At 35.5% G+C, this 16,317-nt stretch carries 20 protein-coding genes, 2 tRNA genes and 1 pseudogene; 4 read left to right on the forward strand and 19 right to left on the reverse strand.

Annotated elements, in window-relative coordinates; translation table 11 throughout:
- Window positions 1-378 precede the first annotated feature (378 nt).
- Both tig and FN924_RS11620 read right to left on the reverse strand, forming a co-directional pair.
- Window positions 379-1,665 carry a trigger factor gene (gene tig, locus FN924_RS11615; RefSeq protein ID WP_143894655.1) on the reverse strand — a complete coding sequence of 429 codons (1,287 nt, stop codon included), beginning with the start codon at window positions 1,663-1,665 and terminating at the stop codon, window positions 379-381.
- 168 nt (window positions 1,666-1,833) lie between these two features.
- Window positions 1,834-2,808: a tetratricopeptide repeat protein gene (locus FN924_RS11620; RefSeq protein WP_143894656.1), complete on the reverse strand. Its 975-nt coding sequence runs from the start codon at window positions 2,806-2,808 to the stop codon at window positions 1,834-1,836.
- Between the two features lie 265 nt (window positions 2,809-3,073).
- On the opposite strand from FN924_RS11620, the gene FN924_RS11625 reads away from it, so the two are divergent.
- The 3 genes from FN924_RS11625 (at window position 3,074) to FN924_RS19115 (ending at window position 3,515) form a co-directional block, all read left to right on the forward strand.
- Window positions 3,074-3,147, forward strand: a tRNA-Gly gene (locus FN924_RS11625).
- A gap of 19 nt (window positions 3,148-3,166) precedes the next feature.
- A tRNA-Arg gene (locus tag FN924_RS11630) sits at window positions 3,167-3,243 on the forward strand.
- Window positions 3,244-3,365: 122 nt separating this feature from the next.
- The gene (locus tag FN924_RS19115) at window positions 3,366-3,515 is read left to right on the forward strand and encodes a hypothetical protein (RefSeq protein WP_194709654.1); all 150 of its coding nucleotides are present in this window, start codon (window positions 3,366-3,368) and stop codon (window positions 3,513-3,515) included.
- 49 nt (window positions 3,516-3,564) lie between these two features.
- Here the strand turns inward: FN924_RS19115 and FN924_RS11635 are convergent, their stop codons facing one another.
- From FN924_RS11635 to FN924_RS18880, 15 genes and pseudogenes are all read right to left on the reverse strand, one after another.
- Window positions 3,565-4,086, reverse strand: coding sequence for a metallophosphoesterase (locus tag FN924_RS11635; protein WP_143894658.1), 522 nt, complete (start codon window positions 4,084-4,086; stop codon window positions 3,565-3,567).
- A 3-nt stretch (window positions 4,087-4,089) separates the two neighbouring features.
- The gene (locus tag FN924_RS11640; protein WP_143894660.1) at window positions 4,090-4,689 is read right to left on the reverse strand and encodes an XTP/dITP diphosphatase; all 600 of its coding nucleotides are present in this window, start codon (window positions 4,687-4,689) and stop codon (window positions 4,090-4,092) included.
- 2 nt (window positions 4,690-4,691) lie between these two features.
- Window positions 4,692-5,447, reverse strand: a complete 756-nt coding sequence (gene rph / locus FN924_RS11645) for a ribonuclease PH (RefSeq protein WP_143894662.1) — start codon at window positions 5,445-5,447, stop codon at window positions 4,692-4,694.
- Between the two features lie 158 nt (window positions 5,448-5,605).
- Entirely contained in the window at window positions 5,606-6,694 is a 1,089-nt protein-coding gene (locus FN924_RS11650; protein ID WP_143894664.1) for a GerMN domain-containing protein, read from the reverse strand.
- Between the two features lie 192 nt (window positions 6,695-6,886).
- Complete coding sequence (gene racE / locus FN924_RS11655; protein WP_143894666.1) at window positions 6,887-7,708, reverse strand: glutamate racemase; 822 nt, start codon at window positions 7,706-7,708, stop codon at window positions 6,887-6,889.
- Window positions 7,709-7,719: 11 nt separating this feature from the next.
- Window positions 7,720-8,208 (reverse strand): MarR family winged helix-turn-helix transcriptional regulator, encoded by a 489-nt coding sequence (locus tag FN924_RS11660; RefSeq protein ID WP_143894668.1) that lies wholly within the window; start codon window positions 8,206-8,208, stop codon window positions 7,720-7,722.
- A 294-nt stretch (window positions 8,209-8,502) separates the two neighbouring features.
- A complete protein-coding gene (locus FN924_RS11665; protein WP_143894671.1) occupies window positions 8,503-9,297 on the reverse strand; it encodes a hypothetical protein in 795 nt (264 codons plus the stop codon).
- Entirely contained in the window at window positions 9,290-9,850 is a 561-nt protein-coding gene (locus tag FN924_RS11670; protein WP_143894673.1) for a sigma-70 family RNA polymerase sigma factor, read from the reverse strand. The genes FN924_RS11665 and FN924_RS11670 overlap by 8 nt, the downstream gene beginning before the upstream one ends.
- 116 nt (window positions 9,851-9,966) lie before the next feature.
- The gene (locus FN924_RS11675; RefSeq protein ID WP_143894675.1) at window positions 9,967-10,287 is read right to left on the reverse strand and encodes a hypothetical protein; all 321 of its coding nucleotides are present in this window, start codon (window positions 10,285-10,287) and stop codon (window positions 9,967-9,969) included.
- Window positions 10,288-10,644: 357 nt separating this feature from the next.
- Window positions 10,645-10,731, reverse strand: a pseudogene (locus FN924_RS11680) (helix-turn-helix transcriptional regulator); the annotation flags it as partial.
- A gap of 21 nt (window positions 10,732-10,752) precedes the next feature.
- Window positions 10,753-12,276: a recombinase family protein gene (locus FN924_RS11685; protein ID WP_143894677.1), complete on the reverse strand. Its 1,524-nt coding sequence runs from the start codon at window positions 12,274-12,276 to the stop codon at window positions 10,753-10,755.
- A 191-nt stretch (window positions 12,277-12,467) separates the two neighbouring features.
- Window positions 12,468-12,653, reverse strand: a complete 186-nt coding sequence (locus FN924_RS11690) for a hypothetical protein (RefSeq protein WP_143894679.1) — start codon at window positions 12,651-12,653, stop codon at window positions 12,468-12,470.
- Window positions 12,654-12,667: 14 nt separating this feature from the next.
- Complete coding sequence (locus tag FN924_RS11695; protein WP_228409432.1) at window positions 12,668-13,252, reverse strand: replication-relaxation family protein; 585 nt, start codon at window positions 13,250-13,252, stop codon at window positions 12,668-12,670.
- A complete protein-coding gene (locus FN924_RS11700) occupies window positions 13,194-14,069 on the reverse strand; it encodes an FtsK/SpoIIIE domain-containing protein (protein WP_228409433.1) in 876 nt (291 codons plus the stop codon). The genes FN924_RS11695 and FN924_RS11700 overlap by 59 nt, the downstream gene beginning before the upstream one ends.
- A 70-nt stretch (window positions 14,070-14,139) precedes the next feature.
- A complete protein-coding gene (locus FN924_RS18880; RefSeq protein WP_158633993.1) occupies window positions 14,140-14,277 on the reverse strand; it encodes a hypothetical protein in 138 nt (45 codons plus the stop codon).
- 179 nt (window positions 14,278-14,456) lie between these two features.
- Here FN924_RS18880 and FN924_RS11705 point away from each other — a divergent pair, with 179 nt between their 5' ends.
- Window positions 14,457-14,654, forward strand: coding sequence for a helix-turn-helix domain-containing protein (locus tag FN924_RS11705; protein WP_143894685.1), 198 nt, complete (start codon window positions 14,457-14,459; stop codon window positions 14,652-14,654).
- 53 nt (window positions 14,655-14,707) lie between these two features.
- Here the strand turns inward: FN924_RS11705 and FN924_RS11710 are convergent, their stop codons facing one another.
- Window positions 14,708-15,379, reverse strand: a complete 672-nt coding sequence (locus FN924_RS11710; RefSeq protein ID WP_143894687.1) for a hypothetical protein — start codon at window positions 15,377-15,379, stop codon at window positions 14,708-14,710.
- Between the two features lie 430 nt (window positions 15,380-15,809).
- On the reverse strand, window positions 15,810-16,310 hold the full coding sequence (locus tag FN924_RS11715) for a hypothetical protein (protein WP_143894689.1): 501 nt from the start codon (window positions 16,308-16,310) through the stop codon (window positions 15,810-15,812).
- Between the last annotated feature and the right edge of the window lie 7 nt (window positions 16,311-16,317).

Consider the following 16,317-nt stretch of genomic DNA (forward strand, 5'->3'; position numbering starts at 1 on the left):
AGTTAAAAATATCTATATCCATAAAGCAATACTTGCTCTACAAGTTTACCGTCTTTAGCTCATAATATCAGATTAAGATATTATTCTAAAGTAAAATACTTTAAGAGTATAACGGTATTCTTATAATCAAGTTAGTCTCATACTTTTCTAAAAACCCCTTTGCTTCCTTTAACCGTAAGACGTACTGCTAAAGAATGTAAACCCTATTATGTATAACCAAACATTTCATGTCAAACGATATGTGTCTATAGTATATGTCTGAACAAAGAAAAAAAATACTTTCCATGTTTTTTCTTTTTCTTTATCTAATTCTCGAAACAAGATGCTTATTAATGAGAGAAAACAAGACACGATGAATATCGTGCCTTGTCTGTTATCTTACTTTGTTTTGCTATTTTCAACTAGGAAGTCAATTGCTTTCTTGAACTTCAAGTCTTCCTTAATGGCATCCGTGTTTCCACCAAGCATTTGTACAAGTTGATCTGAATCTACTTGATACATAGAAGCCATGGATTTTAACTCTTCGTTAACATCTTCCTCATTCACTTGGATATCTTCTTGAGCAGCAATTGCTTCGAGTGTTAAGTTTGTTTTAACTCGTTTCGCTGCATCCTCTTTCATTTGTTCTTTCAATGCCTCTTGATCTGTACCAGAGAATTGGAAGTACATATCAAGTGTCATTCCTTGCATTTGTAATCGTTGCTCGAACTCTTGAAGCATACGATTAAGTTCTGTTTCAACCATTGCATCTGGAATTTCTACTTCTGCATTGTCAGAAGCTTGATTAATTAAGCTCTCACGTTTCTCAGTGTCCGCTTGGTTTGCTTTCTCTTCTTCCAAACGTTTTCTAATTTTATCTTTTAATGCATCTAATGATTCTACTTCTTCGTCTACGTCTTTGGCAAATTCGTCATCAAGCTCAGGTAATTCTTTCGCTTTGATTTCATGAATTTTCACTTTAAACGTAGCATCCTTTCCAGCCATTTCCTCAGCATGGTATTCTTCAGGGAATGTTACGCTAATCTCTGTTTCTTCTCCAGATTTTTTGCCAACTAATTGTTCCTCAAAACCTGGAATGAAAGATCCTGAACCAATTTCTAGAGAATGATTTTCCGCTTTTCCACCTTCAAATGCTTCTCCATCCATGAACCCTTCGAAGTCGATAACGACTGTATCGCCATCTTCTACTTGACCTTCTTCTTTTACAACTAGCTCTGCATTACGCTCTTGAAGTTGTTTTACTTCTTGCTCTACATCTTCATCGGTTACATTCGTATCTTGTTCTTCTACTTCAAGTCCTTTATAATCTCCTAGCTTCACTTCCGGTTTTACTGTAACCGTAGCCGTGAATACTAAGTTTTGACCTCTTTCGATATTTTCAATATCTACAGATGGTTGGTCTACTGGTTCAATACCAGTTTCGTCGATGGCATTAGAATACGCTTCTGGTAAAACAGCATCAATTGCATCTTGATAAAGAGATTCCACACCGAAACGTTGTTCGAAAATTTTACGTGGGATTTTTCCTTTACGGAATCCTGGAATTTGTACATCTTTTGACACTTTTTTAAAGGCTGTATCTAAACCCTCTTCAAATTTATCCGCGGACACTTCAAAGGTTAGTACTCCTTCATTACCTTCTTGTTTTTCCCATTTAGCTGTCATGTTTAGTTCCCTCCAACATCTATATTTCATTAAGTATAGTTTTGCAGATTATTTTTCGTGTACATTCTATGTGATTCGAAAATTTGCAACCTCTTTATTATAACATAATACGTTTACCTTTCAACAATTTAGGGCAAGATGTTCAGCTGTTCGGTTATCCAGTTCGCTTTATTCCTCGATGATAGATAAATATAAGGCTTCTAATTGAAGAATTTGTTGAATTTGGTTTCTAACAGATTGGTCCGTTTCATCAGAAGGTATGTCGCCAATATATTGTTTTCCTATATGTACAAGTGCTTCTGCAATAATAGAGATAGAATCTTGGCTTGGCAAAAATGGATAGAGCACATAAAGATATCTTTTTAGAACTCGTTTAATAAGTTCGTATTGGGATGGATTATTTTGCTCTACCTCGCTTAAAGCAGCTAGGATTTCCTTCGTCAGCGGGGTGTCCATCATCGGTAATAATTGATTAGGTTTCATGCTCTCCAACTGTTCAAATTTAGTTATTTCCACCCTAGCATCTATATCTTGTTTTCTTAGCCATTCTAATAATGCCGTTTTCACCACAGGGTGAATAGCCTCATCAATAAGTAATGATCGAATGAATGGTAAGTTTTCATTAAGCTCTAAATCATGACACATCATGACAAGTGACCATTGTTTTGTCGTATCCTGTTGTTTTTTTGCTCGCTTGAATTCTTCCATAAAATGAATTATTTCTTGTTTTTCCTTATCTTCCAATAATTTTTTACTAATCTCATATAGCTGCCAAAACTGATTCTTATATATAGAAGGAATATCCTCTCGTTCAAAGACGAGATCCAATTCCTCCATTAAATCACGATACTGACTTGTTTGAAATAAACAAGTTAAATAAATATGTATGTAATCATAGTAATACGAATCTTCTTTTGCCATTAACCTTCGGCATACTTCTTCCACTTCCAGATAGTTACCTAACTCCATGAGACAAATCAACTTTCCCATATGCACCTCATGTGAGTCGACTTCGTTTTCTATTAGTGCATTGAAAGTCTCCAGCGCGTCCTCATACCGTTTTTCTTTAAGCGCTTCTAAACTTTCATCCTCTAACCTTTTTTGCAACCCTGGAAACAAGATTACATTATCACGATTTTTCATATAACCCACCCATTTATCAAATTAGTATAAACATACCCTAATTCCGGCGGTTCAAACACACCAATTATGAAAAATTTGGATTTTAGGGAGCAAGGTGAATTATAACAAATATATTAGTGTATAATAAAGGAATGTTCGTTTTTCGAGAAGCCACAAAACTTCTCACGAAAATTTTCACAAGATGGTTGACAATCGTTTTTATAACTAATATAATGAAACTTGTCTTCAAAAAGACAAACTTCATAAATTTCAGCACTTACAGTGTGCGGGTGTAGTTTAGTGGTAAAACCTCAGCCTTCCAAGCTGATGTCGAGGGTTCGATTCCCTTCACCCGCTCCATATTTATGTTCATTACTATGTCCCAGTAGCTCAGCTGGATAGAGCAACAGCCTTCTAAGCTGTGGGTCGGGAGTTCGAATCTCTCCTGGGACGCCATTACATAACTATATTTTCCTGAATGACAGGATTTTAACAGATAATAGGAGATGTCAACGCAGAATAACAATATGCGTTGGCGTCTCTATTTTTATTGGTATTGTATCGTGGTAAGGGAGTGAATGGAACTGATTGTATTTGTCATCATCATTTTAATAGTGTTTTTATACGACCTAACGAAAATTAGACAGCAAAATGACACACTAATAGATCAGAATGAAAGGGTCATTTCTTTATTAAAAGAAATGAAGGACCAAAATACTAAAAAATAGTTTAATGAGGTTTGTTAACCAAAAAGCTGAGCCTTCCGACTCAGCTTTATTATCCATTCATTGAAACTTCATACTCCATATCCTCTAACACTTCTCCATCCAACGTATAAAACGCCACTCGAACGGATTTAGAATGTTCCCAGCTTGCTATCGCGTATGTTTTTTCCATTCTTCCCCTTGGCAACAAAATACTGCCCGGGTTTATAAATAAAATGTCTCCTACTTTCTCCGCACCCGCAATATGCGTGTGCCCAAAGCAAGCAATTTGGGCGTGATGCTCTTGAGCACGATAAGAAAGTGGCATCAAGGAAGCTTTCACCTGATGCAAATGCCCGTGTACAACTAAAAAGGTAAAGTCATCAATATCCACTACTTCCTCTTTTGGATAGCGTGGATCCATATCACAGTTCCCTGCTACCTTTATAAAAGTGGAAAGTTCTGATGCATCACTTTGTAGCTCTGAGTCTCCACAATGAATGAACACATCTACATCCTGTTCATGCCTTTGTTTAAGGATTGTTAACTCGTCTCGCAAGCCGTGACTATCACTCATAATCAATACTTTCGTCATCGATTATTTCGTCCTTTCTTTTAACCATGCTTCTAGCTGAACGAGCGCGTGATGTCGATGGCTAATTTTGTTTTTATCCTCTGGCTGTAGTTGAGCCATTGTCTCCTCATACCCTGAAGGGACAAAAACTGGATCATAACCAAATCCATTGTTTCCCCTCGGGTTTCTAATAATCGTTCCCTTACAAGTACCGCGTTTAAACATCGTGTCTTTCCCTGGCTGCGCAAGTGCTAAAACACAGACAAATTGTGCCGTCCTTTGTTCATCAGGGACCTCTTGCAATTCTTGCAATACTTTTTCTATATTGGCTTGATCACTTTTTTCTTCCCCTGCATAACGAGCCGAATAAATCCCTGGTCTTCCATCTAATGCCGCCACTTCCAAGCCAGAATCATCGGCAAGTACCGGCATTTGAAAAAGTCCAGCAATGGTTTCTGCTTTTAAAGCAGCATTTTCTTCAAAAGTGGAACCTGTTTCCTCTACATCTGGAATCTCATCTTCCAGGTCTAGTAAGGAATACACTTCAATTCCATATCTTGAAAAAAGCCCTTTGAAATCTTTTACTTTCCCCTTATTTTTTGTAGCGATTAGTAGTTTCTCCATCTTTATTCCCCTGACTTAGTTGATTGAATAACCTCTGCCCATTTTCCAATTGCTTCTTTTTGAATGGTAATTAACTCTTTAATGCCTTGCTCGGCTAAGCCGAACATCGTTTGTAATTGACTCATTGAAAATGTCGCTTCCTCTCCAGTTCCTTGTACCTCTACAAATTCCCCGTTACCAGTCATCACAATATTCATATCGACATGTGCTTGGGAATCTTCCTCATATTGTAAGTCCAAAATTTCCGTTCCATCTGGAAGTACCCCAACCGAAATAGCAGCTAAATAATCATGGATGGGCATTTCCTTCATAACGCCACTATCCATTAATTTTCCAAATGCTAAAACCATCGCAACGAAAGCGCCCGTTATGGAGGCTGTTCTAGTACCACCATCCGCTTGAATAACATCACAATCAATCCAAACTGTACGCTCGCCAATTTTTTCTAAATCGACTACTGCTCGTAGTGCTCTTCCAATTAACCGTTGGATTTCCATCGTCCTACCAGAGACCTTTCCTTTCGAGGACTCACGAATATTACGCGTACCAGTTGCCCTCGGTAGCATGGCATACTCCGCAGTAACCCATCCTTTTCCTTCCCCACGCATAAAGGGAGGAACTCGATCTTCAATACTTGCATTACAAATAACCTTCGTATCCCCAACCGAAATAAGGACAGAGCCTTCTGGATGAATAATATATTCTGTTTCTATATGTACGGGACGTAGTTGATTCGTTTTTCTTTCATTAATTCTCATCTTGTCACTCCTCTTCATACTGTACATCTTTCCACATACCTTGCACCATATAATCCTAACATATTTTTACCAACAGGATGAAGTTCATGCGACTAAGACAAGATTATTTTGTTTTTTACACACAAAAAAACGGGTCCAAGGACCCGCTTTCCTACTAATTATAGTTTTCCTGTAGGTACGAACATGCTACGTGTTACTGGCTCGGAATATGCTTCGCCACTTTCATTAAATACTTGATCTACATTGTCCACTTTCACATCCACCGCTTCCACTCCTGGTTGGTCCGTTAGAGTTAGAACTAACGTTTCCATTACTTTGTCGGAAATGGATGCTTGCTCAACACTGTTCAATACATTCTCATTAAAGTTTAGCGTTAAAACGCCGTCTTTATAAGTAGGTTTTGCCGTTAAGGACGTTCCATCATTAAATACGTTTAAAAGATTTGTGCCTAGTTCCGGTCCGTTTACTAATGTTTCTACGATAGATTGATACACATTGTCTTTTTCCACTTCAATGTGTTGCGTAATTGGTACATGGTAAAATTTACCATCTTGCTGTGTTGGATAGTAAAGCGTAACTGCTTCACTGTTCATTAGGTCAACAGAGTGTCCCTCCAAAATATTAATGCCGTTCGCTCTAGACACACCATTAGAAATTGGTGTCCCATTTACCGGCATCACTTCTTGTTCATATCCATTAATCCATAATTGAACTTTTTCCACATTCTCAAATTGCGTTAACGTATAAGTCATCGCTTGAAGAATTTCTTCTTCATTTTCTGGCTCATAATTTTCAAATTCTTTAGATACATCGACAACCAAAGTTCCATTTTCTTTTAAGTCAAGACCTAGAATTTGAGTGCCCGCCGGTAATACTGCTTGGAAACCACTCGGTAGAAGTTCTGTTACAGGTCCATCTTTAACTAAGTATTCTAGAACTTGAGAGGCAACTGCTTTTGATTCTGCCTTTGGAATTGCAACGGTTTGGGGAACGACCATTCCGTTCGCATCTAATAGATATAATTGTCTTTCTACCGTTTCTTTTGTTGCTTCGGCATCTTGTTCTGCTTCCGCTCCTTCTTCTCCTTCACCAGACGAAGCAGCGTCTTTCAAGTCATTTGTATAAGTTGCCTCTTCTGGTGGCTTATCCATTTCTTCTAACGATTGTTCCCCTTTTAATAGTCCGCACCCTGATAACAATATTAAAGAAAAAGTAAAAACACTAGTATAAATTGTAAGCTTCTTCATGCTTTTCCCTCCTACGATGGTTTGTACTACTATATATACGAGCTTTTTATAAAATTAGACCAAGCAATTGCAATTATTTTGTAAGAAGCATGGTCTGTCTCGAATCTACTTAATGTATAGTTTGTACCTTTTAAAAATATGTTAGGTTTCCAGAAAAAAATAAAAGCATAATCGCTTTTATGCGATTATGCTTTATAAATAATTTACTACTTCTTCTAGCTCGACCCGTCGAACTTGATTCATATCCGTTTGTAACCAGTCACGCGCTATATTTTGAAATACTTCTATTTTGCCAGTCGTATAGAATTCGTGCCTCGGCTTTCGATTCCCTTGAAATAACTTCTTTTGATAGCCCAAAATCGTACTAACTTCACGAGCTGTCTCCTCACCTGAAGAAATAATTGTCACGTGTTCACCCATCACGGTTTGTATCGCATCCCGTAAAAGAGGATAATGCGTGCAACCAAGGATAAGTGTGTCTATTTCAAAATGATTTTTCAAAGGCTTTAAGGATCCCTCTACTACCTGCATTGCGTGGGAACCAGATAATACACCACTTTCTACCATAGGTACAAAGTCTGGACACGCTAAGTCATATACTTCAATAGTTGAGTTAATATGATGAAGCGCATCCGGATAAGCTCTACTGTGAATGGTACCCTCTGTGCCGATAACACCAATTTTATTATTTTTCGTCACTTTTATAGCAGAACGCGCACCTGGCTGAATAACGCCCACCACAGGGATATCCAATTTACTTTTGAGATCCTCTAGTGTAAATGCGGTAGCAGTATTACAAGCAACCACAAGCATTTTAATATTTCTTTTCAAGAGAAAGTGAACCAGTTCCCAGGTGTATGCTATCACTTCTTCTTTCGGTCTTGGACCATATGGACATCTCAATGTATCCCCAACGTATATTAATCTCTCTTTCGGTAGTTGTCTCATCAGTTCACTTGCAACAGTTAGGCCACCAACCCCTGAATCTATGACCCCTATCGGTTGATTTGTCAATCTAATCCCCTCTACTCTCCTGATGTTGATTCCTCTTCGACGTATTTCATTTGCGCATGTAAGAGCCTCAATAAGTGATCTAGCGCATCCACTTCTTGGTCTGTTACATTTTCTAACACAGTTCCTAAATAGTGTCGGCGTTTTTCTATTACCTCTTGAATAATAGACTCACCTTTTTCTAAAATGTGTATTCTTACAACTCGCTTATCATTTTGATCCTTAATCCTTTTGACAACCCCATTTTTCTCCATTCGATCGACTAAATCTGTTGTCGTACTAAAGGCTAAATGAATCTTATTCGATAATTCCCCTGTGGTCAAGTCCCCTTCTTCTGACAGCCATTGCAAGGCAATAAATTGGGGCATCGTAATCGGGTAGTGGTTTAATATTTTTCTTCCCTGTTGTTTTATGATTCCTGCAATGTATCTTAACTCTTTTTCTATATTAGAAATCTTATCGATTTTTACATTCTCCAAAAATAGGACCTCCCTGAAAATCATCCCCCTATAGGGACATGCTCTACAGAGAGAGTACCACCAAATCAGGCTGAAATCCATATAATTGTTTCATATAAGGAATACACCCTCCATTTATTGTATTTTTTAAAACCATAATTCGGAACCTCACAAAAAAGTATTATAAAGTAACTAAAAAACTGACTTTATTTCGATAGTCAGTTTTTTAGTAATTAGCATGGTTAATAAGTAATGTTTCTGAGTCAACACAAAAAGTTTTTGTACTTTTAAGGTACACTAACTAATTGAATAGGAGGGAGGTATAACATAGTTTTTAAACTAATAAGAAATATCATTAATTAGCCACCTATTATTCTTTAATATAAATGTAATAATTATTTTACCTGATGTATAGACATTATCCGTTTCCTGAGTCATTTCATATTCTGTTTCTGTAATCTTACTAATAGAAAATTCTGCATCTAGATTAAAAGATGGACTACCATCCATAGGAATTAGAAATAATTTCCCATTTTTCACTTCCAAAGATGAATCCCATTCTTCTTCCGCTGCTTTTAGTGTCATAAAACTGGACAATAATGAATAAACATCTTCCTTTTTGGTAAATGTCTTAAATTCGTTACCTCCGTTATCATAATCTTTTATCTGATTTCCAACCAAATTGTACATATTGTTGTACTGTTCAACCAGATCAATAAAAACTTTGTCATCTACAACATTTTTTACTACAGTATCTTTTTCATTCTTCGGTTTATCTACTATATCTGTCTCTTGATTTTCTTTACTATTTTCCTTTTCGTCCGTTTGATTTTTTTCACTCTCTTCTATTACATCAGTTGGCTCTTCCTTATGAATAGGATTCTTTTGTGAGTCTTTAAGCGAGTTAACGTTACGAGTAATATCTTCGGAAGGATACCACATAGGGCTAGTAAGAATGAACAAGCATGCACCTGCAACTACTAATGAAGAGAAAACAGCCATAAAATAGCGCTTAGAATTTTGCTCTTTGGTTATATATTCATTCACATTTTCCTTTTCTTCTGAAGAGAAATTAATATTCTTGTTCATGTATTCTTGCAGATTCTCTTTTATTTTTTTATCAAAGTTATCCATACTTATACCCCCTCCTCTCTAATTCACCTTTTAATAGCTCTCGTCCTCGAGTGATTCGTGATTTCACCGTATTAAATTTAACTTTTGTAATAATACTTATCTCCTTTAAAGTTAAATCATAATAATAGAATAGGATTAGAACATCTTGATATTTTGGAGAAAGACTACGAATCACATTTATTATCGCCTCTGAGTCTTCTTTTTCTTCTAAATATTCACTCGGTGTTTTTCCCTGTTCTGCCTTATTTTTTTCCGGATCTACAAATGGCCGATATACGATATTCCTTATACTCCACTTTCTTTTAAAATCCTTGCACTTGTTGACTGTGATCCGAATTAACCAAGTTTTATAACTTGATTCCATACGAAACTTGTTTAGATTTTTATAGCAAGAAATGAATACTTCTTGCACAATATCTTCACATTGAACCCTATCGTTAACGTATAGGTAAGCAATTCTTTTTAAGTCTGATGCGTATAAATCCATTAACTCATTAATACGTTCTTCTTTTGAAATGTAGCATTCATTGTCACCTTCTGTTATGTTTAGCACATTATTGCACCTCCTTCATACATATAGACGTACCTCAAACAACTTTTTATCCGTAAAAATGTAGTTTAGTGAAATTATCTTTAATACAACTATAGATTTCCACCTATTTTTCTTTTTCAAAACAAAAAACGACCTATCTGAAGAAAATCGGTATTGTATAGTTTAATTTTTATACTGGTTGCTTCTTTATGTGGCTTAAAACCAATCGTTTTTAAGATAGGTCCTGTTATACCTGCATCCATTCTTCTAGCTACAAATTCATTCATAGTTTTTACCTTACTTTTGAATACGCTAATAGTGTACTTAACATTAGTATATAATTCGATCTCCTCTTCTTTTCTATCTATCGTTATTAATAATTCACTTTTCGGTCTAATTGCCACGCTTTCAGTTTCTCGCCCTTTCGTTGATACCTCAATTAAATAGTTGACTTTCATCTCCACCATCAAATTTTATGCTCATTTCTTTAATCTCTGATTCAACCTTCTATTCTTCCAGACTATTAGAAGTAGAAAAACTAAATAGGAAGATGACGATTATAAAAATAGCTGATTTTCTAATAATTATCCCCCTTGTATTTTCTAGTTAAAATACAATGAACACACACAGCATCCAAATGGACCTATTGTTCTTGCAGATGCTCATTATGTATATGATTCATCGGAATGCCTAAAAGAAGTCTCTATTTAGAAGGAAGTAAATTAGCAGATGCACAATCCATAATTTTGATTTTCATTATATCTTCATAAAAAAAAAACCGACTTTCGTAAATTGAAAGTCGGTTTTTTTTTTGACTATAGTTTAAGTTCTCCCATACGAAGAAGTTCCACTACAGCTTGTGAGCGCCCCTTTACACCAAGCTTTTGCATCGCATTTGTAATGCATACCTTTTACGGATAATGCTATTTACTGTTTTCAAACGCATAATTTATCTCTATCTCACCAGTTTGCTCTATAATGACATCCTTTAATAATGTCTTAAATACATGATGTAAATTTTCATTAGAATTTTCAAGTGAATTAAAGGCATCAAGAATACTTTTAATCTCACTTTGACGAGTTTCTTCCTTATTTAATAGAAACAATTGATCATTTGCTTTTTTTAAATCAGAATCAAGTTGATTATTTCTCCTCTGGAATTCTGCTTTATTTATAAGTTTATCCAGATATAAATCAAGTAAAGAAACTTTTTTATCTTCTAAGGAATCAATCCGTTTTTTTATATTTCTTACCTGCTGTTCTTTTGTATTTTCCAAGTTATTTATCAGATTAAGCTCTGCTACTCTTATTCCATAGTTCTGCAGCTGGTTAACTATTAATTCTTTGAAGGATTCATAAGTAATCGGAACATGATTGACGCACCCATATTTTCCGGAACGGCGATAAGCACTACATTTTAGGTACCGCCAATGTCCGCCATCCTTTTTATTACCACCTTGAACAATGACCATATTAGATCCACACTTGCCACATTTTAATAATCCTCTTAAATCGTTCCAAGGAGTAAACTTTTTCTTAGAATTCACGTTTTTTCTGTTGTTTGCTTTTTCCCACTCATCCTTCGATACAATGGCTGGATGATGATCCTCAAAAACATTCCACTTTTCTTCTGGGTTTTTAATTTGTTTCTTCTTACCGTCTACCTTAATTGTTGTATATTGATTAAGGATGAAGGTCCCACAAAAAGTAGGATTTCGTAGGATTCTTTGTACAGATGTAATTTGCCAATGCTTTTTATTCCTAGGTGGAAGAATTTCTCCATTCTCAACACCTTCATTAAGCATTCTTACAATTGTTTTCATTCCATAGCCATGGTAATTATACCAGTGGAAAATTTGACGAATTACCTTTGCTTCTTCTTCCTTAATAACGAGCTTTTGGTCAATTCGGTCATATCCATAAGGGATTTTCCCAATATGATCACCTCGTCTCACTTTCGCAGCAAGAGCTGCACTAATCGATACGGATTGAGTTTTTGGGTATTGAGCAGCAAACATGGAATACATTTCAAATTTCATGTCATTTTTACCTTCATATAAGCTGTCGTAACCTTCTTCCATAGTTACGACTCGTACTCCGTGCCCAATTAGAATTTCTTTAATTTCTAGTGCATCTTTCAAATCACGAGCTAAACGTGTGATGGATTTGAACACAACCATTTTAATTTCACGGTTTCTTGCTTTTTGCAATATTAATTGCATAGCTGTACGTTCCAAGAATAAGGTACCTGATTTACCTTCATCTTTCAGAATAGAACTTTCGTTCCATTCAAAGTGGTTCTCTTCGAGCCAATAACGACATATGTCAATTTGGTTTCCTATCGAATCCTTTTGTTCATCTTTGTCTGTAGATACACGTACATACACAATGTAAGGATACTCTTTATAAGTATTAAAAGACACTTCTTCATTTTGAGTGATTCGCAAAATAGCACACCCCTTTTGCAATTGGTACACATATCCTTATTTTAACAGTATATGAGTGCAAAAGGGGTGAAAACTACTTTATTTTTTTGATTAGTCTGCGAACATTTTATTTTTGACTTCCCGCTGTACCAGTTTAATAATAATCAAAAAGAATAGATTACTAAAGTAACAACAGTTCTTAACAATTCCCTTCAATTATCTTCATAATCAGTATTATGAGCATATGTTCTCAAATCACCTAAAACTCCCTGATGAACAACAGATAATTCATGAATTACAGCAACTAACTGCTCTTTTCTTTCTAGTTTCTCCAACTCATCTGTAACCTTAATCAACATATCCATAGCCTTACTAATTTTCTCTGCATTTTTAAACATGTGAATCTCTCCTTTTAAATTATTTCATCGTGCACATAAACATTGATGTTCAATTCTAATTCATCCGCCACCTTCATTAACTTATCTTTTCTTGATTCATGTTTTATAACCCACACAATACTAGGGAATGAACCGTATTTTTGTTGAAAGGCATTGGTCTCTTTCAGCTTACGATAATACTTCATCTTCTTTACGTTCACATTCCATTTCTGAGTATTATCAACTTCTAAGAAGTGGCGACTATTTCCTATCACAAAATAAGCATCGGGTTTAACGGATATGTTCATTACCTTTACTTCTTGCTCAACCAACCATTTATGAGGTTCAAAATAGATATAAGCATCATTCCTCATAAGTTTATGAGTCAACTGTTCGTTTACCCTAAACTGTCTTTTGGCCCCAGTTAATTCAGCTCCTTTCTTATTCAAATAATAAGCATTTTCTTTTAATCGAATAGATCTAGTGTATGGTTTGAGGGATTGCATAATGAAGTTTGTATTTCGAGTGCTTTTTGTATTGTGAAGGGTTTGTATTTGGCTCCTAGTCAAGATCTCTAAATTCGATAGAGAGTCCAGTATTTGCATTTGTCTCTGGTTCATGGTCACCATCCTCATGCTCTTTTAAATAGTGGTTAACAACCCTATTTGAGATGTAAGGTACTTGAAGTTCAATTAAGTCTGGCCCATTTTTGAACATGGCTCTTCCTCTTATCTTTGGAAGTTCAGCTGCTTGTGTATTTTTTTCTCCAAGAATCACTTCTGAAGCATATCCATTTTGAATCTTAAAACATATTTTTGCATCTGCGTTCTGTTTAATTTGCCTTGGTAAAACGTCAGCAGTGGTATATTGAGAAAAGAAGATTTCTCTGAAACCAAATGCCCCTCCAATCCTTGCGATGTGAGCAAGTCTCCATTGGCAAGCCTGACGCATTTGTTTTTCCTCTGAATCCATAAACTTTTCATCTGGAATGTCTCCAGCTTCATCTACAATAATGAAGACCCTCTTATTATCTTTTGTTTCAGTTATGTTACTCCATCCTTTACTTCTAGCTTCTGCTTGTTTAGACTCAAGTTTTAAACAGACCTCTAACAAAAGGTCATATGTTTCCTGAATGTTGGTGGCGACTTTTTTCACCTGTTTCAAATTACGGTACTTTCCAAATTCGACCCCTGCTTTTAAATCCACTAGATAAAGTTCTACATCTTCTGGATGACTTTTTATTAAACTTGTCATTATTACTTTCATTAGGTTTGTTTTCCCATACCTAGTTGTTCCGCCACCAACTAAGTGTGGAACTTCATCAAAATCATGCCAAATAATTTCCTTGTATGTTTTTCCAATAGGAACCTTCCATCCAGTCTTCTTATTAAAACGATAAGGCCATGACTTGGGAAGATTTTTCTCATATACATTCACGTGTAACATCCCTCCATCGAATCGAAGTTCTACGTTTTTATGAAGACCGTCCTGGAATACACCCACATTATCATTGAGGTATTCTAGCTTGAACAGATGCTGCAGCAAGCAAACCGTACAGTATGGATTTGTTAATGGATATTTTCCCTTTCTTTTTTAAATAGGCCATAAAAACTAAGGTTGTACCAACGGTTGTTATAAATATCATGTCTTCACCTCTTTCTGGTAACTTACTTGGTAAAGCATATGGGCGAATAACATAAAAGATGCGTGTCCAATCAAGTTTTCTTTAAATAAAATACAAAAATAGTTGTTTTTTATTTAAAAAGGAATTTTACCAATTTGGTGGAATATATATAATAAGTTGTTAAAAGGAGTTTCGATATCATGTGGGAACCTAAAATCGGAGATATAAGACGAGCAAAAGGATTACAACAAAACTTTGTGGCCAAACAAATCAATGTATCACCACAATCTTTAAGTGCATGGGAAAATGGAGATGCATTTCCGAAGGCAAATTACTTATTTGAACTGGCAGAGTTTTTAGAGGTAGAAGTAGGAGATTTATATGAGAAACAAAAATAGCCCCACTCAGACGAGTAGGGCTTCTTATAAAAATATCCTTTTTTCAAACTACTTTAATAAATAAGGTAATATGATTCTATAAATTGTGTTCTTGCTGGATCTGCATAATAGTATCTAAATTTTTTGAAGGTAGGTTGATACACTGCCTTGTCTGAATATGTTTTTTCCGTGTACCAGAGCTCGGGTAATAAATTGCCGACAACGTATGAGGCTATAGTGTGAGCTATACCATACCCCATGCCGGCAAATACAGATAAAAGTAAACTTATACCAGTTGCTACATCATTAAAATCTGCACTAATACTACTTGTTCTACTTCTTATTAAATAGAAACTCGAACCATTACCAGCGTTTGCATAGTTAATAATATCACCTTTTTTATTGGTTTCTAGAGTTTCTTCTTGCTTTACTTCAACTTTTTCACCATCTAGGAGTGTTTCACCCTCATTGTTAGTCGTGATTGTAGGTTTTTTAGTATTTCCTTCATAAACATTATAAACATCTTTTCCATCTACAATTTCCTTTTTAATGAATGATTCTTCTCCATTTCTGTCCGTAACCTTTAATTTCGTCCAATTGTTTTCAGTTCCTTCTACGACCTCTACTGAACCATTATAACTGTCGAATGAATTTTTAGTTGAAGTAATACTAGATGCAAAGACTGATGGACTAATAGATGCAAAGAGAGTTACGAACATCGTTAAAACGATTAAAAATTTCTTCAATGTAAATTCCTCCTTAATTTTCTTCTCTATGTGAAATACACTTGATGAACATTTTTATGAATTTCTTGAGTTTTTTCTTTTAGTTATTGTTGTTATCGTTATTCCAATAACTTGAAGTGTTAATCCAACAAAGAAAAACAAATGCCTTATTTCAGAAGTAATTTGGTAATAGACAATAACGAAAATTAAACCAATCCAGAAACTGAGATAACCAATCCACATATGAACACCTTCTTTAAAATTTAGAATAGTAGATTCAACTTGTATTCTCAATGGTAACAGATATTCCATTTAAATAACATAAATTTTATACTTTTCCATATTGGGAAACATTTTTTCTTCTCCCCATATTAATAAGTTGTTGACTTTCATACTTTCATACACCAGAAAAGGAGCCAATACCAATTAAGGTAAAGGCTCCTTTTAGATTCTAACTTAAACTTTCGCAAACTAAACCGTTACCGTCACCATCTAATTGGTGAGGATCGATGTCTGGACCACCTTCAGCTTCAAAGAAATCTTGCGCTTCTTTCAAGGTTTGCTGAACCGCGAATATGTCAGCTTCATCTGCAAATTCTGAATTCTTCAAGAACTTCTCTAAGTCCATTGCACTTAACGCTTCTTTTACTTCTTTAATGGCACTAATCATAACGGCCAAACGATTCTCATTTTCTATTGCGGTACAATCCATAACAGGTGCTGTGTAACCTTGTGAGAATTGTCTAGTTATTTCCATGGTGTAACGTGGATCTACATCAGCATATTTCCGTATGCTATGTTCCGCGATGTCTTGCTGCATTGGCCTTGCTCCAGTTTTCATGTATGTAACCATAGGCTGCGAAACGTTAAGGTCCATCGCTACTTGCTTGCCTGGCATGTTGTTATTCTCCATAAAATTTGTAAGTGCTTTACTTGCATTCATCGAACTCATTTCTCTC

The organism is Radiobacillus deserti (assembly GCF_007301515.1).
Taxonomy (GTDB): Bacteria; Bacillota; Bacilli; order Bacillales; family Amphibacillaceae; genus Radiobacillus; species Radiobacillus deserti.